The organism is Microbacterium sp. 11MF (assembly GCF_000383475.1).
GTDB classification, from domain to species: Bacteria; Actinomycetota; Actinomycetes; order Actinomycetales; family Microbacteriaceae; genus Microbacterium; species Microbacterium aquilitoris.
Genome location: NZ_KB911460.1, coordinates 597,669 through 621,904 on the forward strand (window position 1 = coordinate 597,669; position 24,236 = coordinate 621,904).

Genomic DNA, 24,236 nt, shown 5'->3' on the forward strand with positions numbered 1-24,236 from the left:
ATGTCGGAGCCTCGACCTAGCGTGTGAGCATGCGCATCCTGCACACCTCCGACTGGCACATCGGGCGGACCTTCCACGGTCACTCCACGCTCGATGCGCTCCGAGGTGTGCTGAGCGAACTGACGGCGCAGGTCCGCGAGCACGGCGTCGACGTCGTGATCGTCGCGGGTGACGTGTTCGACTCCGCGACCCCGGCCGCCGCGTCGTACACGCTCCTGTCCGACGTCCTCCGCGGCATCGCCGACGCGGGTGCACGGGTCATCGTCACGAGCGGCAACCACGACTCCGCGGCGCGGCTCGGGTTCCAGGCAGGGCTGCTGCGCGACGGCATCCACGTCCTGACCGATCCGGATGCCGTCGGTACCCCGCTCACGATCGAGGACGCCGACGGGCCGGTGCGGTTCTACGGCATCCCGTACCTCGAGCCGGCGCTCCTGCGTCACCGGTGGGAGGGGGTGCGGACCCAGGCCGCCGTCCTCGGGCGGGCGATGGACCTCGTCCGCGCCGACCTCGCCGAACGGGGCGGGCGGTCGGTGGCGATCGCGCACTGCTTCGCCGCGGGCGTCGAGCCGACGCCTCAGCTCGAGCGCGACATCCAGCAGGGCGGTCTCGATGTCGTGCCCCTGTCGACCTTCGACGGTGTCGACTACATGGCGCTCGGGCACATCCACGGGCGGCAGCGTCTGTCCGAGAGTGTCCGCTACGCCGGCGCGCCTCTGCACTACAGCTTCGGCGAGGGCGACAAGCCCCGCGGCTCCTGGCTCATCGACCTGGATGCCGACGGCCTCGCCGGCGTCGAGTGGCTCGACCTGCCGGTTCCCCGTCGCCTCGTGACGCTCCGCGGTCCGTTCGCCGAGATCCTGACCGACGAGGCGCTCGCCGAGCATGCGGAGGCATGGGTGTGCGTCGAGTACACCGACGACCTGCCCGAGGCCGACCCGCTCCGTCGGCTGCAGCAGCGGTTCCCCTTCTGTGCGAAGGTCGTGCACGCGCCTGCCAAGGTCCGCACCGGCGACACGGCGACCTACGTCGACCGCGTCCGCGCGGCGCGCTCCGACCGCGAGTTGGTCGAGGCCTTCCTCGAGCACGTGCGAGAGGGGCAGGGGGCGACCGAGCGCGAGGCCGGGCTCATCGACGAGGTGCTCGACGAGCGCGTCCGCCAGGAGGCGATGGCGTGAAGCTGCACCGCCTCGAACTCACCGGGTTCGGGCCGTTCCGCGAGCGTCAGGTCGTCGACTTCGACGCCTTCGACGACGACGGTCTCTTCCTGATTTCGGGGCGCACGGGCGCCGGCAAATCCAGCATCCTGGACGGCGTCAGCTTCGCCCTCTACGGCTCGGTACCGCGCTACGAGGGCGGCGACCGGCGTCTCCGGAGCGACCACAGCTTCCTCACCGACCCGACCGAGGTGCGCCTCGAGTTCACGGTCGGGGGCACCCGTTGGCGCGTGACGCGCGCGCCCGAATACGAGCGGCCCGCCAAACGCGGCGGCGGTCTGACCCTCGAACCGGCGCGCGCCGAGCTCGAGGAGTGGGTCGACGACCGGTGGGTCGGACGTGCCGCAAAGCAGCGCGAGGTCGGGATCGCCCTCGACGAGGTGCTCGGGCTCAGCGCGCAGCAGTTCCAGCAGGTCATCCTGCTCGCGCAGAACAAGTTCTCCCGGTTCCTGCTCGCGGCCAACGCTGAACGCCAGCAGCTGCTTCGCACCCTCTTCGGGACCAAGCGCTTCGAGGCGTACAAAGACGCTCTCGACGAGCGACGGCGCGACGCGCAGAAGCGGCTCGACGAGACCGGCGCCAGGGTGCGCACACTCCTCGAGGTCGCCGAGCGCGAGGTCGCGGCCCACGACCTCCACGGGACCGATACGGGCGACGCGCCCCTCGAATCCGACGTCCTCGGACGTAAGGACGCCGTCGAGCGCGCACTCGCCCGAGCCGAGTACCGGGTCGACGCCCGCGGTAACGAACGAGCGGTCGCGACGTCCCGGGCCGAGGCGGCGGCCGCCGAGCATCGGCGGCTCGTCCAGATCGCGGAGCGTCTTGCCGACCTTGAGAAGGCGCGCACGGATCTCTCCGCGCGCGAGTCCGAGTCCGCCGAGATCGACGCCCTTCGGGGGCGCCTCGACCGCGCACGTGCTGCGGAGGCGCTGCGCGCTCCCGTCGAGAACGCGACGCGTGCGGCGGGAGTGCTGGCTGCGGCGCAGACGGATCGTCGTGCCGCTGAGGACGCCTGGAACACCGCGGGCGGTTCGCCGGACGACGACCTCGCCGCGACGGTCGACGATCTCACGAGCCGCATCGCCCGCGCCCAGGCTGCCGCCGAGGCGGAGCGGGATGCCGCGGCCCTCGGTGACGCGCAACAGCGTCGCCGCGACGAGCTGGCCGGCTTGGATGAGGCACTCCGCGACCTGGATGCCGTGCTCTCGGCCGTTCCCGAGCGCAGGCAGCGCGCGGCGAAACAGCTCGCAGAAGCCCGCGCCATCGCGGGGCGGCACGATGACCTCGCCGCCTCGCGCATCGATCTCGACGCGCGACTCGACGCCGCCCGGTCGCTTGAGCGGCTGACTCCCCGCGCGGCCGACGCCGACGCCGCGTACCTCGACGCCAACGCGGCCTCCGCCGCGGCATCAGCTCGCGTCGGAGAGCTGCTCCGCCGCCGCTTGCGCGGGTACGCGGGAGAGCTCGCGGCATCCCTCGCCGACGGTGAACCGTGCGCGGTCTGCGGCTCGACGGCGCACCCCCGCCCGGCCGTGCACGACAGCGAACCGGTCACCGACGACGACCTCGCAGCCGCCGAGAAGGCGCGGGACGACGCGGCAGCGGCGGAGAAGGATGCCGCGAGGGCGGCCGCCGCAGCGCGAGAAGCCGTCACGACGGCCGCGGCCACGGCAGGCGGTCGCGGGGCCGACGATCTGGCTGCCGCCCTGGCCGACCTCGACGACGAGCTCGCGGCCGCTGCGGCGGCGCGTTCGCGCGTCGACGAACTGACGCGCGACGCCGAGCAGATCGACGCGCTCGAGGCAGACGCCGTCCGCGAAACAGCTGCTCTTCGAGAGCGCGCGGGCGCTCTGCGCGAAGAGCTCGCGACGGTCGAGGGCACGCTCCAGACCGCGCGGCGAGCGGTCGAGGCGGCGCGCGGCGATCACGAGAGCGTCGCCGCGCGCATCGCCGCCGATGAGGAGCTCCGCCGTCTCGCTGCGCGTCTGCTCGAAGCCCGTCGTGACGAGCAGACCCGTCGAGAGGCGGCCAACGCCGCAGCGGGCGACCGCGACGCGCGCATCGCCGACACGGTGTTCGAGACCCTCGACGACGTCGTCGCGGCGTTGCTGCCGGCCGACGAGACGAGCCGACTCGCGCATCGGGTCGAGGAGCATGCCGCCGCCCTCACCGCCGCGCGGGCGCGCGCTCTCGAGCTCGAACTCGAGACCGTCGACGCGCACCTCGAGCCCGAAGCCCTGGCCGCCGCGGCACGCGCAGCGGCCGAGGCGGACGAGGCCCGCTCCGCCGCGATCACCGCCGAGGCCGACTCCGTCAACGTCGCGACGGGCCTGCGCGACCTGGTCGAGCGCATCGACGCCGCCGCGGGCGCCGTTGCGAGCCAGGCCGAGGATGCCGCCGCGATCACGCGTCTCGCCGACACCGTCGCGGGCAGGGCTCCCAACACGATGAAGATGGACCTCGAGACCTTCGTCCTTGCGGCCGAGCTCGAGGAGATCGTCGCCGCCGCGAACCTGCGCCTGGCCGAGATGTCGTCGGGCCGGTACACCCTGCGTCACTCCGATGCGAAGCAGGCTCGGGGCGCGGCATCCGGTCTGTCCATCGAGGTCCTCGACGCGCACACGGGACGGCTCCGCTCGCCGCAGTCGCTCTCGGGCGGCGAGACCTTCCTGGCCTCGCTCGCGCTCGCCCTGGGACTCGCCGAAGTGGTCACGTCGCGTGCCGGCGGCATCCGGCTCGACACGCTGTTCATCGACGAGGGCTTCGGCTCGCTCGACCCCGAGACACTCGAGCTCGCGATGCGGACTCTTGACGAGCTGCGTGCCGGCGGCCGTATCGTGGGCGTCATCAGCCACGTCGAGGCGATGAAGGAGCAGATCCCCGCCCAGCTCGTCGTCGAGGCGACCCCCGAAGGCCCCAGCATCGTCCGGCAGGACGTCGTGGCGCAGCCCTTAGGCTGAAGGCATGAGAAAAGGCACGATCTGGACCATCCTCGGCGTCGTCGTCGCGGTGATCATCGCGTGGATCGTCGTCGACATCGCGCTCAAGGCGATCTTCCTCGTCGGCAAGCTCCTGCTCGTCGCCGTCGTCGCGCTGATCGTCTTCTTCGTGCTGCGTTCGCTGTTCAGCCGCCGGGACGCCTGAGGTCTCTCGCGGACGTCAGACGCCGTACAGCTCGCTGATGCGCTCGCGCAGCTGACCGCTGCAGATCGCGACGGCGTCACGCCAGTCGGTGATCGCATCGTCCTGCGCGCTGTCAGAGACCGCCTTCAGGATGCGGATCGGCACACCGAACTGCTGGGCCACCCAGATGTAGGCGTATGCCTCCATGTCGACGAGTGTTCCGCCGAGGGCGCGGATCGCCTCGACCGTGTCGGCGTCGTCGACGAAGTGGTCGCCCGTCGCGATCGTCGTCCCCTCGCGGCCGGCGATCGACACCGTCGGCGGCAGCGAGACGTGCTGACCTGCGACGCCGTCGACGTCCGACACGTCGTGCTGCAGCGCGGTGGTCACCTCGTGCACACCCACCGTCTCGGCATCCACCGATCCGGCGGTGCCGACGACCACGATCTCGTCGTAGCTCGCGCGGTCCAGCGCTCGCGTCAGGGCGTACGTGGCCTGCAGCTTGCCGGGCCCGGTGACGAGCCGGTCGAAGCCGGGGAGCTCCTCGGGGAAGGCGACGAGTTCGGAATCCAGAGCGGCGACGAGGAGCTTCACCGAACCATCATCCCACCGTGGATCAGGACGCTTCGCCGGGGAAGGCCGCATCGAGCTCCGCGAGCCACGCCGTCGCGTTGCCGTCGGACGGTGCACGCCAGTCGCCGCGCGGCGAGAGTGAGCCGGCGGGCGACACCTTCGGCGCGTTCGGGACGGCGCTGCGTTTGAACTGCGCGAACCCGAAGTAGCGCTTCAGGAACACCCGCATCCACCGCACGATGGTCGCGCGGTCGTAGGCGAACCGGTCGTCGGCGGGGAAGCCCGGAGGCCACGCTCCGGTCTCCGCATCCGACCAGGCGTGCTCGGCGAGGAAGACGATCTTCGACGGGCGGAAGCCGTAGCGGAGCACGTGGAAGAGCGTGAAGTCGTGCAGGGCGTACGGCCCGATCGTGCTCTCGGTCGACTGGACTTTGCCGTCCTGACCGGCCGGCACGAGCTCGGGGCTGATCTCGGTGTCGAGGACGGCCTGGAGCACCTCCTTCGCACGGTCGGTCAGAGTCGCGCCCGACTCGTCGCTGTGCGCGATCACCCAGCGGATGAGGTGCTGGATGAGGGTCTTGGGCACGCCCGCGTTGACGCCGTAGTGGGCCATGTGATCGCCGACACCGTAGGTCGCCCAGCCGAGGGCGAGCTCCGACAGGTCCGACGTGCCGATGACCACGCCGCCGCGCTGGTTGGCGAGGCGGAACAGGAAGTCGGTGCGGGCGCCGGCCTGCACGTTCTCGAACGTCACGTCGTAGACGGGCTCGCCCTTCGCGAACGGATGCCCGAGCCCGGCCAGCAGCTCGGTCGCCATCGGACGGATGTCGATCGTCTCGATCGTCGCGCCGATCGCCTCGGCGAGGGCGATCGCGTTCGACTTCGTGTGCTCGCCGGTCGCGAAGCCCGGCATCGTGAAGGCCAGGATGTCGCTGCGCGGGCGTCCCATGCGGTCCATGGCGCGCGCGACGACGAGGAGGGCGTGGGTCGAGTCGAGCCCGCCCGAGACGCCGATCACGGGCTTCGGCTGCCCGATCGCGCGGAGGCGCTGCTCGAGACCCGACACCTGGATGTTGAAGGCCTCGTAGCAGTCGAGGTCGAGGCGGGCGGGGTCGTCCGGCACGAAGGGGAACCGGTCGAGCGGGCGGCGGAGCCCCGAGACGGATGCCGCGGGCCCGACCGTGAAGGGGATGCGATTCGACCAGGTGGATTCGCTGCGGGCGTTGTCCTCGAAGGTGCCCTGACGCAGGCGGTCCTGGCGGAGGCGATCGAGGTCGATGTCGGCGATCGCGTGCCGCGGTCCGTCGGGGAAGCGCTCGGTCTCGGCGAGGAGCGTGCCGTTCTCGTAGATCAGCGTCTGCCCGTCCCACGAGACGTCGTTCGTCGACTCGCCCTGGCCGGCGGCGGCGTACACGTAGGCGGCGAGGCAGCGGAAGGACTGCGACTGCGCGAGGACGCGGCGGTCCTCGGCGCGGGCGATCGTGATCGGGCTGCCCGAGAGGTTCAGGAGGACGGTCGCGCCGGCGAGGGCCGCGTGCGAGGACGGCGGCACCGGCACCCAGAAGTCCTCGCAGATCTCGGCGTGGACGACGAGTCCGGGGACGTCGGTCGCCTCGAAGAGCAGGTCGGTGCCGACCGGCACCTCGTCGCCCGCAAGCGTCACGGTGTCGGGCGCGCCGTCGCCGCGCGCGTACCAGCGGGACTCGTAGAACTCGCGGTAGGTGGGCAGGTGGGACTTGGGCGCGACGCCGAGCACGCGCCCGCGGTGGATGACGACGGCGCAGTTGTAGAGCCGGTTCTGGATGCGCAGCGGTGCGCCGACGACGAGGAGGGGGGACAGGTCGACGGATGCCGCGACGAGCGCCTCGATGGCCGTGAGGACGGCGTCGAGCACGACGTCCTGCATGACGAGGTCCTCGATCGCGTACCCCGAGAGGCAGAGTTCGGGGAAGACGGCGACGGCCACACCCTCGTCGTGGCAGGCGCGGGCGCTGGTCAGGACCGCCTCGGCGTTGGTCGCCGGATCGGCGATCGCGACCGGCACCGTGCACGCGGCGACGCGCGCGAAACCGTGCCGGTAGGGGTTCTCGAACGGGAGGTCCTGGGTCACGGCTCCAGTCTGTCAGGTGCCCGCCCGCGTGCGGCAGCCTGTGCTTTCATCGTCAGGTGCCCACCCGTGCCGTCGGATACCCGCCGCTCCCGCCGCCGTATCCGCTCCCGAAGGACTGGCGGGTCGGCACGCCCACCCGCATCCGTCCGTGGACGGTCGTGATCTACAGCCTGGTCGTGCTCGGGAGCGGTGCGGCGCTCGCGTTCGCGGTGCTCGGCGGGAACGTCGGTGCCGCGACGTGGTGGGTGCTCGTCTTCGCGGGCGCGACGCTCGGGTTCGGCGTCCACTTCGAGCGCGCCGGCGGTGAACGGGGCATGCCGGAACTCCTCAACGCCGTCGCCCTGACGCGAGCGGAGAAGCGCCCTCCCGACTCATGGGTGCACTTCTTCCGCGAGCGCGGTGCAGGGTCGTGGGTGAGCGCGTGGTTCACCGTGGCGGGCGTCGTGTCGACCGCGGCGTTCGTCTGGGCGATCGTCCGGTCCGTGACGACGGATGCCGCCCTCGCCCTCATCTGGCTCATCCCGCTGCTCCTGGGGGCTCTCGTGGTCCTCCTGGCGGGCAGCATCGCGATCGTCTCGACGTGGCGCGCGGCATCCTTCGGTCGGCTGCCGATCGGCGTCGGGATCGGACCGTCGGGTGTGACCCGCTACTACCTCGATGACACGGACGACATCGACTGGTCCCGCATCGCGCGCGTCGCTCCGACGGTGTCGGCCGTCGACGAGACGACGGGGGACTTCACCCCGTCCGTCGAACTGCGCGCCGCCGACGACGAGATCCTGCTCGACCTGAACGTCAGCGGCTTCCGCGCCCACGCGTGGCTCATCTACGCCTCCATCCGGTTCTGGGCGGAGCATCCCGAGATGCGCCACGAGCTCGGGACGACGTTCGCGCAGCAGCGCATGGACGGGTGGCGTCGCGGCATGCTCGGGAAGAGTGTCGGCGACCGCGGATAGTGTCGATTCCCGAGAGGGGATCATGCGATACATCGAAGACGACGGCCGGATCGTCTGGAGCGCGAGCGACCTGAAAGCCGCGGCCGAGTGCGAATTCGCCTGGCTGCGGGCGATCGACGCGAAGCTCGGCCGGATCGCGGCGGTCGACGACCCGGAAGACCTCACCCTCGAACGCGCGGGCCGCCTCGGCACCCAGCACGAGCGGCGGGTGTACGAGGCCTACCGCGCCGCGCACCCGGGGGCGGTCGTCGAGATCCCCGAGACCAGGTCGTCGGATGCCGCGGGCCTGGCGGCGGCGGTCGCCGCGACCGATGCGGCGCTCGTCGATCCCGCCGTCCACGTCGTCTACCAGGCGGCGTTCTCGACCGAGGAGTTCGTCGGCTTCGCCGACTTCCTCGTCCGCGGCGACGACGGCCGCTGGATCGTGCAGGACACCAAACTCGCCCGCCACGCGCGGGTCACGGCCCTCATGCAGCTGGCGGCATACGTGGATCAGCTCGACCGGCTCGGTGTGCCCCGCGCCGACGAGGTGCACCTGCTCCTCGGCGACGGCACGACCTCGACGCACGCCGTCCGCGACCTCATGCCGGTCTTCTCACTGCGACGCGAGCGCCTCCGCGCGCTCATCGCCGACCGGGACCTCGCCGCCGGTGCGGCAGGCGAGCCCATCCCTTGGGGCGATGACCGCGGCGAGCTCCGGGTCGTCGCGTGCGGACGGTGCGCGACGTGCGATCTCGAGGTCGTCTCCCACCGCGACCTGTTGCTGGTAGCCGGCATGCGTCCCGTCCAACGCGACCGCCTCCGCGCGGCGGGCATCACGACGATCGACGACCTCGCGGCATCCCGCGACGCTCCTCCTCGGATGTCGTGGGACACCTTCTCGGGGCTCCGGACCCAGGCGCGCCTGCAGCTCGAGAGCCCCGCCGGCGGCGTCGACGACGCCCCCGCCGGGACGGGGCCCGCGATCCCGACGTTCGACGTCGTCTTCCCCAAGGCCCTGGGGGCACTGCCACGACCCGACCACGGCGACCTGTTCTTCGACTTCGAGGGCGACCCGCTCTACACCGAGGGCGCCGCCGTGCAGTGGGGGATCGATTACCTGTTCGGCTGGGTCGACGAGACCGAGCAGTACTCCGCGCTGTGGGCCCACTCCTTCGCCGACGAGAAGCGCGCGCTCGAGGACTTCCTCGAGTTCGTCGCCGTCCGTCGCCGTGCCCACCCGGGCCTGCACATCTACCACTACGCACCGTACGAGCCGACGCACCTGCTCGCCATGGCGGCACGGCACGGCGTGGGCGAAGCGGCCGTCGATCGGCTGCTCCGCGACGGAGTGTTCGTCGACCTATACCCGATCGTCCGGCGTGCCCTGCGCGTCGGCTCGCGGTCGTACTCCATCAAGAAGCTCGAACCGCTCTACATGGGCGACGAGGTGCGCACGAGCGACGTGCAGCGCGGGGACGACTCGATCGTCCGCTACGTCGAGGCCCGCGGATTGCAGGATGCCGGCGATGACGAGGCCGCGCGTATGATCCTCGACGACCTCGCCGACTACAACCGCTACGACTGCGTGTCGACGCGTCGGCTGCGCGACTGGCTCGTGGAGCGGGCCCGCGAGGCGAACCTCGTGCCCTCGCGGGAGCCCGACGCCGGCGAAGCCGTCTACGAGCCCTCGCCGCGCGCCGATTCGCTCGCCCGGTTCGCTGCCGACGCCGAGGACGAATCGGTCGCAGAGGCGCTCCGACTCGGGGCGGCGGCGATCGACTACTACCCGCGCGAGGCGAAGACCTTCTGGGCGACGCATTTCCTCCGCCTCCGCGAGCCGGTGTCGGTCTGGGAGGACACCCGCGACGTCGTGGTCGTCGATCGCGACCGCTGCCGGGTGCTCACCGACTGGCACCGCCCGGAAGGCCTGACCGCCGTCCGCCGTGTCGTCGAGATCCGGGGCGAGTTCGCTCCCGGCACGCGGGTGACCGTGGGGCAGAGCCCGTATGCCGTCTACGAGCTGCCGGCGCCGTTCCCCATCGAGACGAGCCCGCGGTGGATCCACGCGGCGCGGTCCATCTCCGTCGTCGACGTCCTCGACGACGGTGTCGTGATCGAGGAGAACGCCTATCAGGGGTTCACCTGGCAGGAGCTGCCCGTCGCGCTCACGCCGCCCGCGCCACCGCGAGCGGGCAGCCAGCAGGCGGCCATCGACGAGTGGGCCGACGCCGTGCTCGCCGCGGCGCCGGCATTGCCGACCGATCCCGCGACCGACCTGCTGCTCCGCCGCCCGCCGCGCCGTGAGACTCCGTTGCCGCGCACCGGCGACGACGTCGCCGACATCTCCGCGGCGCTCGCTGAGGCGACCGACGGCTACCTCGCCGTGCAGGGCCCTCCGGGGACGGGCAAGACCTACGTCGGGTCGCACGTCGTGGCGCGCCTCGTTCGCGAGCGCGGCTTCCGCGTCGGCGTCGTCGCGCAGTCGCACAACGTGGTGGAGCACATGCTCGACCGGATCGTCGAGGCGGGGGTGGATGCGGCGCAGGTCGCCAAGGCGCCCAAGGGGCCCGCCACCGGGCAGGAACGCTTCACCGTCATCGCCAAGAACCAGCTCTCCGCCTACATCGACTCCCAGCCCGCGGGGTTCGTCGTGGGCGGCACGGCATGGGACCTCACCCACACCGGACGGGTCGGGCGCCGCTCGCTCGATCTGCTCGTCATCGACGAGGCGGGTCAGTTCTCGCTCGCCTCGACCATCGCGGTCTCGGCCGCCGCGAAGCGGCTGCTGCTGCTCGGCGACCCGCAGCAGCTGCCTCAGGTCAGCCAGGGCACCCACCCCGAGCCCGTCGACACGTCGGCACTCGCGTGGGTGATGGACGACCATGCGGTCATCCCGGCAGATCGCGGCTACTTCCTCGCCCGCACGCGACGGATGCGGCCGGAGGTCGCCGAACCCGTCTCGCAGCTCGCCTACGAGGGCCGGCTCGAGGCACACCCCGACACGGCGCTCCGGCGGCTCGAGGGCGTGCCCGCCGGTGTGATCCCCGTGCCGATCGCCCACACGCGCAACGCGACCCAGTCGCCGGAGGAGGCGGAGGAGGTCGTCCGGATCGTCCGCGACCTCAGCGGCACCCCCTGGTCCGACGGCGACGCCACCCGTCCCCTCGCACCCGAGGATGTCATCGTCGTCACGCCCTACAACGCGCAGCAGGTGCTCGTCGAAGAGGCGCTCGTCGCGGCAGGGTTCCCCGGCGTGCGCGTCGGGACGGTGGACCGGTTCCAGGGGCAGGAGGCGGCCGTCGTCGTCGTCTCGCTCGCGGCGTCGTCGGGTCGCGATGCGCCGCGCGGGCTCGAGTTCCTACTGCTGCAGAACCGCATCAACGTCGCCGTCTCGCGTGCGATGCACACGGCCTATGTCGTCTACAGCACGGGCTTGCTCGACGACCTGCCGCGCACGCCCGACGGGGTCGCGCGTCTCAGCGCGTTCGCCCGTCTGGTCGGGACGGCATCAGCAGAGGGGGCGGTGCCGCCCCAGACCGAGCTGTCTCAGACGGTGCCGCCTCAGACCGTCCCGTAGAGGCGGTCGCCCGCGTCGCCGAGGCCGGGGACGATGTAGCCCTTCTCGTTGAGGCGCTCGTCCATCGCGCCCAGCACGAGGGTCACATCGCGGTCGCCGACCTGCTTCTCGATGGCGGCGACGCCTTCGGGGGCGGCGAGGATGCAGACCGCGGTGACGTCCTGCGCGCCGCGCGCGAAGAGGAAGTCGATCGCGGCACCGAGCGAGCCGCCGGTGGCGAGCATCGGGTCGAGGACGAAGCACTGCCGATCGCTCAGGTCGTCGGGAAGCCGCTCGGCGTACGTGTACGGCTCGAAGGTCTCCTCGTTGCGAGCCATGCCGAGGAAGCCGACCTCGGCCGTCGGCAGCAGCGTCGTCATGCCCTCGAGCATGCCGAGACCGGCGCGGAGGATCGGGACGACCAGCGGGCGGGGCTCGCTGATCTTGAGTCCGGTCGTGCGGGTGACCGGGGTGTCGATCTCGATCTCCTCGACGCGGACGCCGCGGGTCGCCTCGTACGCGAGGAGCGTGATGAGCTCCTCCGTCAACTGGCGGAAGACCGGTGAGGTGGTGCGCTTGTCGCGCAGCACCGTGAGCTTGTGGGTGATGAGGGGGTGGTCGGCGACGTGCACACGCATGAGCCCAAGGGTACCGGGGCTACGCTGACCTCGTGAGTCTGCCCGTTCCCGCCGCCGATGATGCGGCGATGACGAGGGCGCTGGAACTCGCGGCATCCGCCCCCGCCCACGGTGATGTCCCCGTCGGCGCGGTGGTCACGCGGGCGGGCGAGGTCATCGGCGAAGGTCGCAACCTGCGCGAGCGCGACGGCGACCCCCTCGCGCATGCCGAGATCGTCGCGCTGCGGGCCGCGGCATCCGCTCTGGGGTCCTGGAACCTCGAGGACTGCACCCTCGTCGTCACCCTCGAGCCGTGTGTCATGTGCGCCGGGGCGATCCTGCAGACGCGCGTCGGCCGAGTCGTGTTCGGAGCGTGGGACGAGAAGGCAGGCGCCGCCGGATCGGTCCACGATCTGCTGCGCGACCGCAGGATGCCGCACCGCGCCGAGGTCCTGGGCGGCGTGCGGGCCGAGGAGGGTGCGACGCTCCTGCGCGCGTTCTTCGACGAGAAGCGCTGATCCCGCGCGTCAGTCGGACGAGCTGAGGATGATCGCCTCGGTCGGCGGGGCGGGGGATGCCGGCGACCCGATGTACCCCGTCAGCTCGAGCAGAGCGCGACGGAAGACCGCGGGACGCTCGAGGTGCGGCGTGTGGCCCACGCCGGGGAGCGCGAGCTCGGTGGCGACACCCCCGGCATCCGTGTAGCGGCGCAGGACCTCACGGGTCTGCGACACCATCGGCTGGGCGGGCGCGATATCGGCGCCGGGCCAGTCCGGCAGGATGCCGAGCGCGCCGAGGTGGTTCGGGTCGGAGAAGGATGCGTCCGACACGATCGGGTCGAGGACGCCGCGCACCCACAGGATGGTCGGCTTGACGGGCAGCTCGACGATCGCCGACACGTCGAAGTTCGACGGCGCGAGCGCGTTGAGCACGCCGAAGCGGCCCGGAGCGTATCCGGGCCAATGCGGGCTGGTGACGGCCTCGCCGGGGTAGTTGCCGGTCGCCGTCGAGGTCGACAGCATCGCCTCGACCCACAGGTCCTCGTGCTCGGTGGTGAACCCCTCCGCCACGAAGGACGAGCGGAAGATGCTCCGCGGCGAGGTGGGGGACTCCTCGTCGGATTCGCGGGCGTTGAGTCGGCGCACGAACTCCGCGTTCGCCATGCCCGCGCCGCAGCCGGCGTCGTCGTCGGTCAACCGGGTGCCGTCCAGGCGCGTGCCGCCGAGCCCGTAGGGCGAGATGGGGGACTCGAGCAGGATCGTCCGCACGGGGTGGTCGAGGGCGAACTGCAGAGCGACCGCTCCGCCGAGATCCCAACCGACGAGATGCGGTGCGTCGATGCCGAGCTCTGCCAGTGCGACGGCGACGTCGTCGCTGAGGTCGCGGACGCCGCGGCTCGCGTCGACCGGCATGTGCTCCGTGCCGCCGAACCCGCGCAGATCGACCGCGACGACGCGGAACTCCGCAGGCAGGTCCTGCATGAGCTCCTGCCAGACGAGGGCGGAGGAGAGCCCGCCGTGCAGGAGGACGACGGTGCGGTCGGGCGCGGTGCCGGGGTCGTCGCCGATGCGCTCGAGGATGTTGACGCCCAGGCGGTCCGTGTCGATGATGCGGGACGAGATTCCGTCGAGGAGGGTCATGACCCGATGATAGGCGGCCGCCGCATCCATGCCGAGGGCGTCGATGACAGGATGGGTCCATGACGCACCACCTCCCGCCCGTCGCCATTCTCGGAGCAGGTTCGATGGGGGGTGCGATCGCCCAGGGCATCTCACGCTCGGGAGAAGCATCGTCGGTCGTGGTGACCAACCGCACCGCCGCCAAGGCCGGCGAGCTCGACGGGCTCGACGCCGTCACCAGCGTGGCGCTGGCGGACGAGCCGAGCGCGAACACGGATGCTGCGGCATCCGCCGACATCGTCCTCATCGGGGTGAAGCCCGCCATGGTGCCCGACGTGCTGCGCGAGATCGCGGGCGCGCTGCGCCCCGGGACGATCGTGGTGAGCCTCGCGGCGGGCGTCACGATCGACACCTTCGAAGCGATCGTCGGCCCCGGCATCCCCGTCATCCGTTCGATGCCGAACACGCCGGCCGTCGTCGGCAAGGCCGTCACGGGCCTCGCTGCCGGCTCGACCGCGACGCCCGAGCACGTCGCCCTCGTGCGGCGGCTGTTCGAGACGTGCGGCGTCGTGATCGAGGTTCCCGAGGCGCAGATCGACGCGCTCTCGACGATCTCGGGGTCGGGCCCGGCCTACGTGTTCCTGCTCGTCGAGGCCCTCACCGAAGCCGCGCGCGGCAAGGGGTTCGACGAGGCCGATGCGCGGCTCATGGCCGAGCAGACCTTCATCGGGGCGACCGCGCTGCTCGCGGCATCAGGGGAGGATCCCGCCGAACTCCGCCGCCGCGTCACGAGCCCGAAGGGGACGACCGAGCGCGCCATCGGCGTCCTGCAGACGGGGAACCTCGACGGTCTCTTCGCGCAGGCGACGGATGCCGCGCTGGCCCGCGCGCGCGAGCTGGCGACCGGCGTCTGAGGCCGGCGCTCAGGCGTCGCCGAGGGTGAGGTCCTCGGCCGTCGTCCGCTCGCTGAGCACCGCGGTGTGGTCGGCCCGGCCGACGACGCGGCGAACGGCGAACAGGATGGCTGCGCCGACCGCGGTCGACACCGCCGCGGCCGCGTAGGGGGCGCCGACGCCGTACACCGCGAGGGCGGTGCCGACGGGTGCGCCGATGGCGCCGCCGAAGAAACGGAATCCGGAGTAGGCCGAGCTCGCGACGGCACGCGGCAGGGTCGTCGCCTCCATCGCCGCTTCGGTGAGGATCGTGTTCACCGCGCCGATCTCGACGCCGAGGAGCACGACGCAGACGACGAGCAGGGGACGCGAGCCTGCGCTGAGCGAGGCGGCGACGTGGGTTGCGGCGAAGGCGACGAGGAACCAGAACAGCACCCAGACGACCGAGTACCGCTTCGTCAGTCGCGGGGCGATGAGCACGCCGGCGATCGCGAGGCCGATGCCGAAGCCCATCATGACCAGGCCGATCCCGACGGCCGGCAGCTCGAGGGCGTAGGGCGTGTACGACAGTGTGACGAAGAAGCCGGCGTTGTAGAGGAAGGCGACGACGCTGATCGCGAGCAGCCCCTTGTCGGCGAAGGCGCGGAAGGGCGCGCCGATCGAGCTGCGCTGCGCGGCGTGCCCGGGGTCGCGGACGAGGGTGAGGAGGGCGACGACGCCGACGGCGAGGAGGGATGCGGTTCCCCAGAACGCCGCGAACCAGCCGATCTCGCCGAGCAGGCCACCCACGAGCGGGCCGACGGCCAGCCCGATGCCGAGTGCGGCCTCGTAGAAGATGACGGCGTGCTCGCTGCGTCCGCCGGAGGCCGAGACGATCGACGCGAGCGCGGTCGAGAGGAACAGCGCGTTGCCGAGGCCCCACACGGCGCGGCAGGCGATCAGGGCGCCGATGGTCGGAGACAGGGCGCAGCCGACGGCGGCGAGGGCGATGACGGAGAGCCCCAGGATCATGACGGCGCGCGTGCCGATACGTGTCGACAGCCAGCTCGTGAAGAACATCGCCGAGGCGGTCACGGCGAGGTAGCTCGTGAACAGGAACGACGTCTCGACGGGGGCGGCGTGCAGCGTGGCTGCGACCGTGGGCAGGATGGGGCCGACGAGCCCGATCCCCATGAACGCGATCATCGCGGCGAAGGCGATGGCCCAGACGGCGGGCGGCTGCGAGAGCAGGCGCGGAGCGGTGGTCTCGGGGGCGGTCGAGGTGGTTCCGGTGTCGAGGGCGGTCATTCGTCCAATTGTACACCGATGATTTACTAGTGAACTAAATGGGTGCGCACGGCTACAGTGGACCCGTGACCGAGCGCGCCGATCTGATCGACCGCATCCGCGCCGCCTGGGCGTCGTCGATGCCCGAGATGGACACGTCTCCCATCGATGTCTGGGGGAGGCTCAACCGCACGAGCGCGCTCGCGACCGCGCAGATCGAGCGCCTCCTCGCCGACAGCGGCGTCTCGCGCTCCGAGTTCGACGTCCTCTGCGCCCTGGCCCGCATGGACCGACCCCTGCGGGCGAGCGAGGTGACAGCCGAGACGATGCTCAGCGGGGCGGCGACGACGAAGCTCACGACGCGACTCGAGTCGGTCGGGCTGCTGCGCCGCGAGCGCTCCGACCGGGACGGCCGAGCCGTCCAGCTGTCGTTGACGGATGCCGGCCGTGCCGTCGTGGAACGCGAGATGCCCCGTGCCCTCGCTCACGACGAGCGGCTGCTCGACGGATTCTCGCCCGCCGATCGCGACGCCCTCGCGGGCCTCCTCGCGCGCCTTCTCGCCAACGCGCAGCGCGAGATCTGACCGAGGTCCTCAGCGGTCGAGCGACGCGAACCGCTCGATGTCGGAGTTCGTCCCCGACACGATGATGAGGTCGTGGTTGGTCACGACGGTCGTCGCTTCCGCATACCGGAAGGGCTTGCCGGGGCTCTTCACGCCGACCACGGTCACGTTGTACTTGGAACGGACTCCGGACTCGTTCAGGCCGACGCCGCGGATGAACCGCGGCGGGTACATCTTGGCCAGCACGAAGTCGTCGTCGAAGCGGATGAAGTCGAGCATCCGGCCGCTCACGAGGTGGGCGACGCGCTCGCCGGCCTCGCGCTCGGGGTAGATCACGTGGTTCGCGCCGACGCGGGCGAGGATCTTGCCGTGCGACTGCGAGACCGCCTTCGCCCAGATCTGCGGGACCTTGAGGTCGACGAGGTTCGCCGTGATGAGGACGGATGCCTCGATCGAGGACCCGACCGCGACCACGGCGACCTGGAAGTCCTGTGCGCCGATCTGCTTCAGCGCATCGATGTTGCGCGCGTCGGCCTGAACGGCGTGCGTGACGCGCTCCGACCACTTCTGCACGAGGTCGAGGCTGTCGTCGATCGCGAGGACATCACGATCGAGACGGTCGAGTTCGCCGGCGCACGCGGCGCCGAAGCGACCGAGTCCGATGACGAGGACGGGCGAATCGCTGCGCAACTGCTCAACCAACGATGGGCCTCTCCACGGGCAGCGCATAGTGCTGCGTTCGATTGGTCGCGGCCACCGCCGCGGCGAGTGTCACTGTACCAACGCGCCCCATGAACATCGTCAGGGCCATGACGAAGACGGCGGGGTCGGGGAGTTCCTGCGTCAGCCCCGTCGACAGGCCGACCGTCGCGAAGCCCGACACCACGTCGAAGAGCACCTCGTCGAGCGGCGCCTTCGTCAGGTGGGCGATGGTGATCGTCGACAGTGCGACGATCGTCGCGCCCCACGCGACGACCGAGAGGGCGACCCGCTGCACGTCGCTCGGGATGCGGCGTCCGAACGCCGAGACGCTCGGGCGGCCCTTCGCCTCGGACCACACCGCGAGTGCGAGGACGGCGAGCGTGGTGACCTTGATGCCGCCCGCCGTCGACGCGGATCCGCCGCCGACGAACATGAGCATCGACCCCACGACGAGCGAGGACTCGTGCATCTCGCCGATGTCGATGATCGAGAATCCGCCCGAGCGTGTCATGGCCGACAGGAACAGCGCCTGGAACGTCGTGTCCCAGGCATCCATCGTCCCGAAGGTCTTCGGATTGCCGTATTCCAGGATCACGAAGGCGACGGCGCCGGCGAAGAACAGGACGACCGTGGTGATCAGCGTCAGCTTGACGTGGATCGACCATTTGCGCAGGTGCCACTGGTGCTTCCAGAGTGCGTAGATGACCGGGAAGCCGATCGACCCGAGGAAGACCCCCGCCATGAGGACGGTGAGGAGCAGGTAGTTCTGGGCGAAGGGCGCGAGCCCTTCGGCGTTCGGCGCGAAACCGGTGTTCGTGAAGGCCATCGCCGCGTAGTACGGCGCTTCCCAGAGCGCGGTGACGGCGTCGACCCCGCTCGCCAGCAGCAGCGGGTAGAGGAGGATCGCGAGGGCGGCTTCGATGACGAGGGTCGAGAGCGCGACCGTGGCGAGCAGCTGACCGACCTCGCCCAGGCGCACGGCCTGGCCCTCGTTGACCGGGCCGCCGTGCGCGCGCATCGGGTTGCTGTCGCCCGCGGCGAGGAGCTTGGCCCGGAGTCCGAGTCGCTTGGAGATCACGAGGCCGAGGATCGAGGCGAGAGTCAGCACGCCGAGGGCGCCGACGTTGACGCCGATGAACACGACGACGTGACCGAGGGGCGACCAGTGGGTCGCCATGTCGACGGTCGAGAGGCCCGTGACGCAGATCGTCGAAACCGCCGTGAACAGCGCGTCGGGGAGCGGGGTCACCCGGCCGTCCGAGGCCATGATCGGCAGCGAGAAGAGAGCGGTGAAGACGAGGATCAGCGCCGAGAAGACGAGGACGGCGAACCGGGACGGCGATGCCGTGGCCAGGTCGCGCATCGCGGAGGACGCGCGGCGATGCCACGCCGGTCCGCGCCGTCGGGCGCGCTCGTCGACGGATAAGCCCGTCATCCGCGCCCCTTCCTCGTTCGGATCGTTGTCATGGTACTCCCGCGCGCGGGCGGGCTAACCTAATGCCATGGCGGACATCTTCGACGTGATCGCCGACGGAACCCGTCGGGACATCCTGCAGTTGCTCCGCGAGCGCGGGGCGTCCGGGGGTAACGGGACGAGTGTCTCGCAGATCGTCACCGCGCTCGGCGTCAGCCAGCCGACCGTGTCGAAGCACTTGAAGGTACTGCGCGAGGCATCCCTCGTCTCCGTCCGCGAGGACGGCCAGCACCGTTACTACAGCCTGTCGCCCGAGCCGCTCGACGCGGTCGACGATTGGCTCTTCCCGTTCTTCGCGGTCGCCGACGACGAATATGCCGCCGGCGCGACGCTGACGGAGGGAGCGGCGCACGCCGCCGAGGTCGTGGGGCGGGCCGCCGCGTCGGCCAAGCACGCGGTCACCAGCGTCTTCAACAAGCTGCCGGGTCGCTGACCCGCCTTCCGTCACACCGGTCACACAGGTTTACAGGCGTCCCAGCGAACCCCTAATGTGGAGGGACTCGCGGGGATGAAAAATTCAAAGGGGACACACATGTCGGACATCTCGGATGTGCGCTTTCTCACGGTCGCCGAGGTCGCAGACCTCATGCGCGTCTCGAAGATGACCGTCTATCGTCTGGTGCACTCCGGCGAGCTCCCCGCTGTCCGCTTCGGTCGCAGCTACCGCGTCCCCGAGACGGCCGTCACCGCAGCGTTGCAACGTCCCATCGCCGACGTCGGCTAGACTGATCCGAGGCATTTTTCGTTCTGCCGTTCCCGGACGCCGATATCGGGCGTCCAGACCCCTACTTAGTGAGGTTTACCGTGGGTTCAGTCATCAAGAAGCGCCGCAAGCGCATGGCGAAGAAGAAGCACCGCAAGCTGCTTCGCAAGACTCGCCACCAGCGCCGCAACAAGAAGTAAGCGGCATCGCACACCAAGCGCCCCCGTCCGGTCAGCCGGTCGTCGGGGCGCTTCGTGTTGCGTCCGGGGCATCCATTCCCGGGTGAGAATGGATGCCGTGACCGCACTCACCCTCATCTCGAAACCCGACTGCCACCTCTGCGACGTCGCGCGCGAGATCGTCGACACCGTCGTCGCCGATCTCCCCGAGGGGCAGGTCGAGGTCCGGGAGCTGTCGATCGCCGACGACGCCGAGCTGTATTCGACGTGGTGGGAGAAGATCCCGGTGGTCCTCATCGACGGAGACCTGCACGCCCACTGGCGACTGTCTGCGGATCGCCTCCGTGCCGCCCTCGCAGAGAAGGACCGCGCATGATCCGGCACACGGTCATCTGGCGGATGGCCGCCGACGACGCCGAGACGAGAGCCGAGCACGCGGCCGAGGTCGCGCGCCTCCTCGAGGGCCTGGTCGGCGTCGTCCCCGTGATCCGCTCGCTGAGCGTCGGCGTGAACGTCGCCGTGCCCGAGAGCAACGCGGACGTCGCTCTCGTCATCGACCTCGATGACCTCGCCGCGCTGGATGCCTACCAGACGCACCCCGCTCACCAGCAGGTGGCCGGTTACATCCGCAGCGTCACCGGTGACCGCCTGGCGGTCGACTTCGAGGTCTGAGGCCGTTAGCGGGTCTGCCGAGGCGTCGCGACGACGGGAACCGGCCGGACGGCGATGCGGACCCGCTCGCCGAACTGGAGCCTCTCGTCGGGCGCATGCTGCAGGCGGACGAGCGACCCGTCGTCGGTGCGCACGAGCGAGCGGCGGATGCTGCCGAGGAACATGCTCTCCTCGACGACCGCCCCCACACCTGATCCGGCACCGACCAGATGAACGTGCTCGGGACGGAGCAGGACGTCGACCTCCCCGTCGGGGACGTCGCTCTGGAGCGGCACATCCGTCCCCCACACGGTGGCCGTGCCGCCCGCGGCGACGCCGGGCACCGAGCTCGACAGCCCGATGAACGCGGCCACGCGGGGTGTGGCGGGTCGGAGATAGAGCTCTTCGGGGGACCCGATCTGCTCGATGCGCCCGGCATCCATGACGGCGATGCGATCCGACACCGCGAGGGCCTCCTCCTGGTCGTGCGTCACGAAGACGGTCGTGGTGCCGAGGCGGAGCTGGATGCGCCGGATCTCGTCGCGCAGTTGGACGCGGACCTTGGCGTCGAGGGCCGACAGCGGCTCGTCGAGCAGGAGGACCCGGGGCTCGGTCACGAGCGCGCGAGCGAGCGCCACGCGCTGCTGCTGCCCGCCCGAGAGCTGGTGAGGGTAGCGGTCCGCGAGGTGGTCGAGGCCGACCAGCTCGAGCGCTTCACCGGCCCGGCGACGCGCGGCCCGGGCATCCACTCGGCGTTGGCGGAGCCCGAAGGCCACGTTGTCGCGCACGCGCAGGTGGGGGAAGAGCGAGTAGGCCTGGAACACCATGCCGATGTCGCGCTTGTTCGTCGGCGTCCGCGAGACGTCGGTTCCGCCGAACGAGACGGTTCCCGCCGTGGCGTCCTCGAGGCCGGAGATCACGCGCAGCGCGGTCGTCTTGCCGCACCCGGACGGCCCCAGGAGCGACACGAACTCGCCCGGTGCGATGTCGAGGTCGACGCCGTGCAGCACCCGGGTCGGACCGTAGTCCTTCACGATGCCGCGCAGCGCCACGCGGGTGCCGTCGCCGGCGGCGGCGAGCAGGCGGTTGTCCGCGGTCTGGGGCAGAGCGCGGGCAGCGGGTGTCACGTCGAGAGTCATGAGGTCTTCCTTCCGGCGCCGACGCGTCCCGCGCGGCCGATGATGAGCAGGAGCACGAAGGCGAAGGCGAGCGCCAGCAGGGTGAAGATCGCGGAGGCCCAGGCATCCTGCTTGTTGACGAGGACGAGTCCCGTCTGCAGCACCTGCCGGTTCAGCAGCGAGGCGATCGTGAACTCGCCGAGGACGACGGCGACCGTCATGAGGGATGCCGCCAGCAGCCCCTGCCGCAGGTTCGGCGCGATGACGCGGATCAGGACCGCCGGCCAGCTCGCGCCGAGCGTGCGCGCCGCCTCGGCGAGCGTCCGAAGGTCGACGGCGTCGATCGAGGCCTGGATCGACCGGTAGGCGAAGGGGAGGACGATGATGCCGTAGGCGAAGGCGAGACTCCACGTCCCGGTGCCGAACGTCCTGCCGATCGCGAGGTAGATGGGTGCCAGACCGACCACCAGGACGATGGCCGGGATGGTGATCGGCAGCAGGGCGAAGAACTCGAACACCCGTCGGAGAGCGGGGTAGCGCAGGGCGACGAGCACCATCGTGGGCGCGAGGACGACGAGGACGATCGCGACCGTCACCACCGCGAGGACGAGGGAGTTGACCAGGCCCGCCCAGACGGGCACGTAGGCCGCGGCGCGGGCCGGGTCAAACAGCGCGGTCCAGCGGTCGAGCGTCAGGCTGCCGTCGGCGGCGGTCAGGGTGAACAGCAGGGTCGCTGCGAACGGGACAGCGAACACCGCTCCGACGAGGATGCCGATGGTCCACCGTGTCGCCCGGGAGGGGGCGAGGGGCGAGCGGGTCATGCCTGCCACCTCGAGGCCCGCCGCTGGACCAGGTTGTAGACGACCATCGCCGCCGCGACGACCAGGATCATGCCGAGCGCGAGCGACCCCGCGAGGTTCTCGCGGCCGAGCACGGTCTCGCTCGTGAGCGCGGTGCGGATCTGCAGCGGCACGATCGACGAGCCCTGGCTGGCGAGTGCGGCTGCCGTCGCGTAGGACGAGAACGCGTTCGTGAACAGCAGGAGGAGGCTCGCGAGGAACGAGGGGGCGAGGACGGGGAAGCCGACGTGTGCCCAGAAGCCGGCGCGCGTGCCGCCGAGGGTCATGTGCGCTTCGGCCCACTGGGGGCGGAGGGCGGCGAGGGCCGGCATGAACGTGAGGACCATGAGCGGCACCTGGAAGATGATGTACGCGGGGATGAGGCCCGGCAGTCCGTAGATCCAGGCGCCGTCCGCGAAGATGTCGATTCCCAGAGCGCCGGCGATCAGGCGGGTGATGACACCCTGCGTGCCGAGCGTCGCGACCATCACGAAGGCGAGCATGACGCCGCCGAACTGCGCGAGGACACCGGATGCCGCATCCACCGCGGCGCGGATCACTCCGGCCTCGGGCAGCCCCAGCAGAGCGAAGCAGACGAGCGATCCCACGATTGCGCCGATGGCCGCGGTGAGCAGCGAGACCCAGGTCGAGTTCCAGAACGTCTCGGTGATCACGGGATCGACGAGGGCGGTCAGGTTGTCCCACGTGAACGCCCCGGTGCCGTCCTGGAAGCCCGTGACGACGGCGAGGACGGTGGGGAGGAGGAGGAACAGGGCGAGGTAGGCGAGGAAGGGGACGAGGCCCAGCCATGACCATCCGATCCGCCGCGAGCGGGGGAGCGGGGAGCCCGTGACCGGGCTCCCCGCGGGGGCGACAGCGGTCACTGGACCGCGGCCGCCCATTCCTTGCCGAGGAGCGTGCCGGCCTCGGTCGACTGGTCCTCGGTGGGGACGACCGTGTCGGCGGGGGCCTTCGGGAGCTTCGCGGCGAGGTCGGCGTCGATCGTGCCGGCCTTCGTCATCGCCTCCATGCGGACGGGACGTGCCCCGCCCTTGAGCCAGAGGTTCTGCACCTCGTCGCTGTAGAGGAACTCCTCCCACAGCCGCGCGGCGGCGGGGTGGGGGGCGTCGGCGTTGACGGCCTGGTTGTAGTAGCCGGCGTAGCCCACGCCGTCGAACACGACCGTCTTCCAGGTGGGGACGTCGGCGGAGTGCGCCGCGTTCAGGTAGTCCCAGTCGAAGACGACGGGCGTCTCACCGCTCGCGACGGTGGCGCTCGTGACGTCGAGCTTCAGCATGTTGCCGGCCTTGTCGAGCTTCGAGAAGAAGTCGATCCCCGGCTGGAAGTCGTCGAGCGACCCGCCGGACTGCACGGTAGCGAGCCCGACGGCGGCGAAGGCGGCACCGGCCTGCGTCGGGTCGCCGTTGATGGCGACCGAGCCGCGGAACTCCGAGCTCAGCAGGTCGCTGAGCTGCGTCGGCGCGGCGAACTTCGAGGAGTCGTACCCGACCGACATGTACCCGCCGTAGTCGCCGACGAACAGGCCCGTCGGCTCCTTCAGTTCCGCAGGGATGTCGTCCCAGGTCTGGACCTTGTACGGCGCGAAGCGGTCGGTGTTCTGGAGGGCGACGGTCAGGCCCAGGTCGAACACGTCGGGCGCGGTGTCGAGGCCCTCGTTGGTCTTGGCCGCGGTGATCTCCTCGGCGCTCGAGAAGTCGGGCGACTGCTCGGTGACCGTGATCTCGGGGTAGCGCTTGGTGAACAGGTCGAGGATCTCGCCGTAGTTGGCCCAGTCGCGGGGGAGGGCGATGACGTTCAGGGCGCCCTCGGCCTTGGCCGCCGCCTCGAGCTTGTCGAAGCCGCCGAGGTCGCTGACGCTCTTCGCGGTCGCCGCGGCGGGCTTGGCGCCGGAGGCGTTCTCGGCGCCGGTGGCACCGGCGCAGCCGGCCAGGGACAGCGCGGCGATGGTGGTGAGGGCGAGCGTGACGGCTCGCCGCCGGGACATGCGGGACATGCGTTTCCTCTCGGGTGTTCCGGCGTCCGCGGATGCGGGGCGCCGGGGGGAACGAGGGGAAGCTACGTCCGGCCGATGACC

At 71.0% G+C, this 24,236-nt stretch carries 24 protein-coding genes; 13 read left to right on the forward strand and 11 right to left on the reverse strand.

Translation table 11 applies throughout. From position 1 onward, the window contains the following. The first annotated feature begins 29 nt into the window (after window positions 1-29). The 3 genes from H286_RS0109860 to H286_RS0109870 are packed head-to-tail and all read left to right on the forward strand — an operon-like array spanning window position 30 to window position 4,361. On the forward strand, window positions 30-1,178 hold the full coding sequence (locus H286_RS0109860) for an exonuclease SbcCD subunit D (RefSeq protein WP_020665440.1): 1,149 nt from the start codon (window positions 30-32) through the stop codon (window positions 1,176-1,178). After that, window positions 1,175-4,177 carry an AAA family ATPase gene (locus H286_RS0109865; RefSeq protein ID WP_018186828.1) on the forward strand — a complete coding sequence of 1,001 codons (3,003 nt, stop codon included), beginning with the start codon at window positions 1,175-1,177 and terminating at the stop codon, window positions 4,175-4,177. The genes H286_RS0109860 and H286_RS0109865 overlap by 4 nt, the downstream gene beginning before the upstream one ends. Window positions 4,178-4,181: 4 nt before the next feature. Continuing rightward, the gene (locus tag H286_RS0109870; RefSeq protein WP_018186829.1) at window positions 4,182-4,361 is read left to right on the forward strand and encodes a hypothetical protein; all 180 of its coding nucleotides are present in this window, start codon (window positions 4,182-4,184) and stop codon (window positions 4,359-4,361) included. 15 nt (window positions 4,362-4,376) lie between these two features. Here the strand turns inward: H286_RS0109870 and H286_RS0109875 are convergent, their stop codons facing one another. Both H286_RS0109875 and H286_RS0109880 read right to left on the reverse strand, forming a co-directional pair. Continuing rightward, a complete protein-coding gene (locus H286_RS0109875) occupies window positions 4,377-4,934 on the reverse strand; it encodes a nucleosidase (protein ID WP_018186830.1) in 558 nt (185 codons plus the stop codon). A gap of 22 nt (window positions 4,935-4,956) precedes the next feature. Next, complete coding sequence (locus H286_RS0109880; RefSeq protein ID WP_020098028.1) at window positions 4,957-7,023, reverse strand: NAD(+) synthase; 2,067 nt, start codon at window positions 7,021-7,023, stop codon at window positions 4,957-4,959. Between the two features lie 56 nt (window positions 7,024-7,079). Between H286_RS0109880 and H286_RS0109885 the strand changes: the two genes are divergently transcribed. Together H286_RS0109885 and H286_RS0109890 are read left to right on the forward strand one after the other, a co-directional pair. Next, window positions 7,080-7,979: a hypothetical protein gene (locus tag H286_RS0109885; protein WP_020098029.1), complete on the forward strand. Its 900-nt coding sequence runs from the start codon at window positions 7,080-7,082 to the stop codon at window positions 7,977-7,979. Between the two features lie 22 nt (window positions 7,980-8,001). Beyond that, window positions 8,002-11,538 carry a TM0106 family RecB-like putative nuclease gene (locus H286_RS0109890; protein ID WP_020098030.1) on the forward strand — a complete coding sequence of 1,179 codons (3,537 nt, stop codon included), beginning with the start codon at window positions 8,002-8,004 and terminating at the stop codon, window positions 11,536-11,538. Here H286_RS0109890 and upp read toward each other — a convergent pair. After that, window positions 11,523-12,155 carry a uracil phosphoribosyltransferase gene (gene upp / locus H286_RS0109895; RefSeq protein WP_018186834.1) on the reverse strand — a complete coding sequence of 211 codons (633 nt, stop codon included), beginning with the start codon at window positions 12,153-12,155 and terminating at the stop codon, window positions 11,523-11,525. The two genes, H286_RS0109890 and upp, sit on opposite strands and share 16 nt — an antisense overlap. A 68-nt stretch (window positions 12,156-12,223) precedes the next feature. Between upp and tadA the strand changes: the two genes are divergently transcribed. Further along, window positions 12,224-12,652: a tRNA adenosine(34) deaminase TadA gene (gene tadA / locus H286_RS0109900; RefSeq protein ID WP_018186835.1), complete on the forward strand. Its 429-nt coding sequence runs from the start codon at window positions 12,224-12,226 to the stop codon at window positions 12,650-12,652. 9 nt (window positions 12,653-12,661) lie between these two features. Here tadA and H286_RS0109905 read toward each other — a convergent pair whose 3' ends face one another. Then, window positions 12,662-13,774 carry an alpha/beta fold hydrolase gene (locus H286_RS0109905; protein WP_020098031.1) on the reverse strand — a complete coding sequence of 371 codons (1,113 nt, stop codon included), beginning with the start codon at window positions 13,772-13,774 and terminating at the stop codon, window positions 12,662-12,664. A gap of 59 nt (window positions 13,775-13,833) precedes the next feature. Between H286_RS0109905 and proC the strand changes: the two genes are divergently transcribed. Continuing rightward, window positions 13,834-14,667: a pyrroline-5-carboxylate reductase gene (gene proC / locus H286_RS0109910; protein ID WP_020098032.1), complete on the forward strand. Its 834-nt coding sequence runs from the start codon at window positions 13,834-13,836 to the stop codon at window positions 14,665-14,667. A 9-nt stretch (window positions 14,668-14,676) separates the two neighbouring features. Here the strand turns inward: proC and H286_RS0109915 are convergent, their stop codons facing one another. Beyond that, a complete protein-coding gene (locus H286_RS0109915) occupies window positions 14,677-15,933 on the reverse strand; it encodes an MFS transporter (RefSeq protein ID WP_020098033.1) in 1,257 nt (418 codons plus the stop codon). Between the two features lie 65 nt (window positions 15,934-15,998). On the opposite strand from H286_RS0109915, the gene H286_RS0109920 reads away from it, so the two are divergent. Next, the gene (locus tag H286_RS0109920; protein WP_018186839.1) at window positions 15,999-16,496 is read left to right on the forward strand and encodes a MarR family winged helix-turn-helix transcriptional regulator; all 498 of its coding nucleotides are present in this window, start codon (window positions 15,999-16,001) and stop codon (window positions 16,494-16,496) included. Window positions 16,497-16,505: 9 nt separating this feature from the next. Here the strand turns inward: H286_RS0109920 and H286_RS0109925 are convergent, their stop codons facing one another. Then, window positions 16,506-17,177, reverse strand: a complete 672-nt coding sequence (locus H286_RS0109925) for a potassium channel family protein (RefSeq protein ID WP_026302859.1) — start codon at window positions 17,175-17,177, stop codon at window positions 16,506-16,508. Continuing rightward, on the reverse strand, window positions 17,170-18,612 hold the full coding sequence (locus tag H286_RS0109930) for a TrkH family potassium uptake protein (RefSeq protein ID WP_020098035.1): 1,443 nt from the start codon (window positions 18,610-18,612) through the stop codon (window positions 17,170-17,172). Before H286_RS0109930 ends, H286_RS0109925 begins: the two co-directional genes overlap by 8 nt. Window positions 18,613-18,679: 67 nt before the next feature. Here H286_RS0109930 and H286_RS0109935 point away from each other — a divergent pair, with 67 nt between their 5' ends. The 5 genes from H286_RS0109935 to H286_RS0109955 all read left to right on the forward strand — a co-directional run bounded on the left by H286_RS0109935 (window position 18,680) and on the right by H286_RS0109955 (window position 20,205). Beyond that, entirely contained in the window at window positions 18,680-19,084 is a 405-nt protein-coding gene (locus tag H286_RS0109935) for an ArsR/SmtB family transcription factor (protein WP_018186842.1), read from the forward strand. 99 nt (window positions 19,085-19,183) lie between these two features. Beyond that, window positions 19,184-19,375, forward strand: a complete 192-nt coding sequence (locus H286_RS0109940) for a helix-turn-helix domain-containing protein (protein WP_018186843.1) — start codon at window positions 19,184-19,186, stop codon at window positions 19,373-19,375. Window positions 19,376-19,455: 80 nt separating this feature from the next. Further along, window positions 19,456-19,554, forward strand: a complete 99-nt coding sequence (locus tag H286_RS14805) for a 30S ribosomal protein bS22 (RefSeq protein ID WP_003792170.1) — start codon at window positions 19,456-19,458, stop codon at window positions 19,552-19,554. Window positions 19,555-19,651: 97 nt separating this feature from the next. Then, the gene (locus tag H286_RS0109950) at window positions 19,652-19,909 is read left to right on the forward strand and encodes a glutaredoxin family protein (RefSeq protein ID WP_020098036.1); all 258 of its coding nucleotides are present in this window, start codon (window positions 19,652-19,654) and stop codon (window positions 19,907-19,909) included. After that, window positions 19,906-20,205 (forward strand): Dabb family protein, encoded by a 300-nt coding sequence (locus H286_RS0109955; protein WP_020098037.1) that lies wholly within the window; start codon window positions 19,906-19,908, stop codon window positions 20,203-20,205. Before H286_RS0109950 ends, H286_RS0109955 begins: the two co-directional genes overlap by 4 nt. A 5-nt stretch (window positions 20,206-20,210) precedes the next feature. On the opposite strand, the gene H286_RS0109960 is transcribed toward H286_RS0109955, so the two are convergent. The 4 genes from H286_RS0109960 to H286_RS0109975 are packed head-to-tail and all read right to left on the reverse strand — an operon-like array spanning window position 20,211 to window position 24,155. After that, window positions 20,211-21,323: an ABC transporter ATP-binding protein gene (locus H286_RS0109960; RefSeq protein WP_020098038.1), complete on the reverse strand. Its 1,113-nt coding sequence runs from the start codon at window positions 21,321-21,323 to the stop codon at window positions 20,211-20,213. Next, the gene (locus H286_RS0109965) at window positions 21,320-22,123 is read right to left on the reverse strand and encodes an ABC transporter permease (protein WP_020098039.1); all 804 of its coding nucleotides are present in this window, start codon (window positions 22,121-22,123) and stop codon (window positions 21,320-21,322) included. Before H286_RS0109965 ends, H286_RS0109960 begins: the two co-directional genes overlap by 4 nt. Then, window positions 22,120-23,025, reverse strand: coding sequence for a hypothetical protein (locus H286_RS0109970; protein WP_020098040.1), 906 nt, complete (start codon window positions 23,023-23,025; stop codon window positions 22,120-22,122). The genes H286_RS0109965 and H286_RS0109970 overlap by 4 nt, the downstream gene beginning before the upstream one ends. Continuing rightward, a complete protein-coding gene (locus tag H286_RS0109975) occupies window positions 23,022-24,155 on the reverse strand; it encodes an ABC transporter substrate-binding protein (protein ID WP_020098041.1) in 1,134 nt (377 codons plus the stop codon). Before H286_RS0109975 ends, H286_RS0109970 begins: the two co-directional genes overlap by 4 nt. Between the last annotated feature and the right edge of the window lie 81 nt (window positions 24,156-24,236).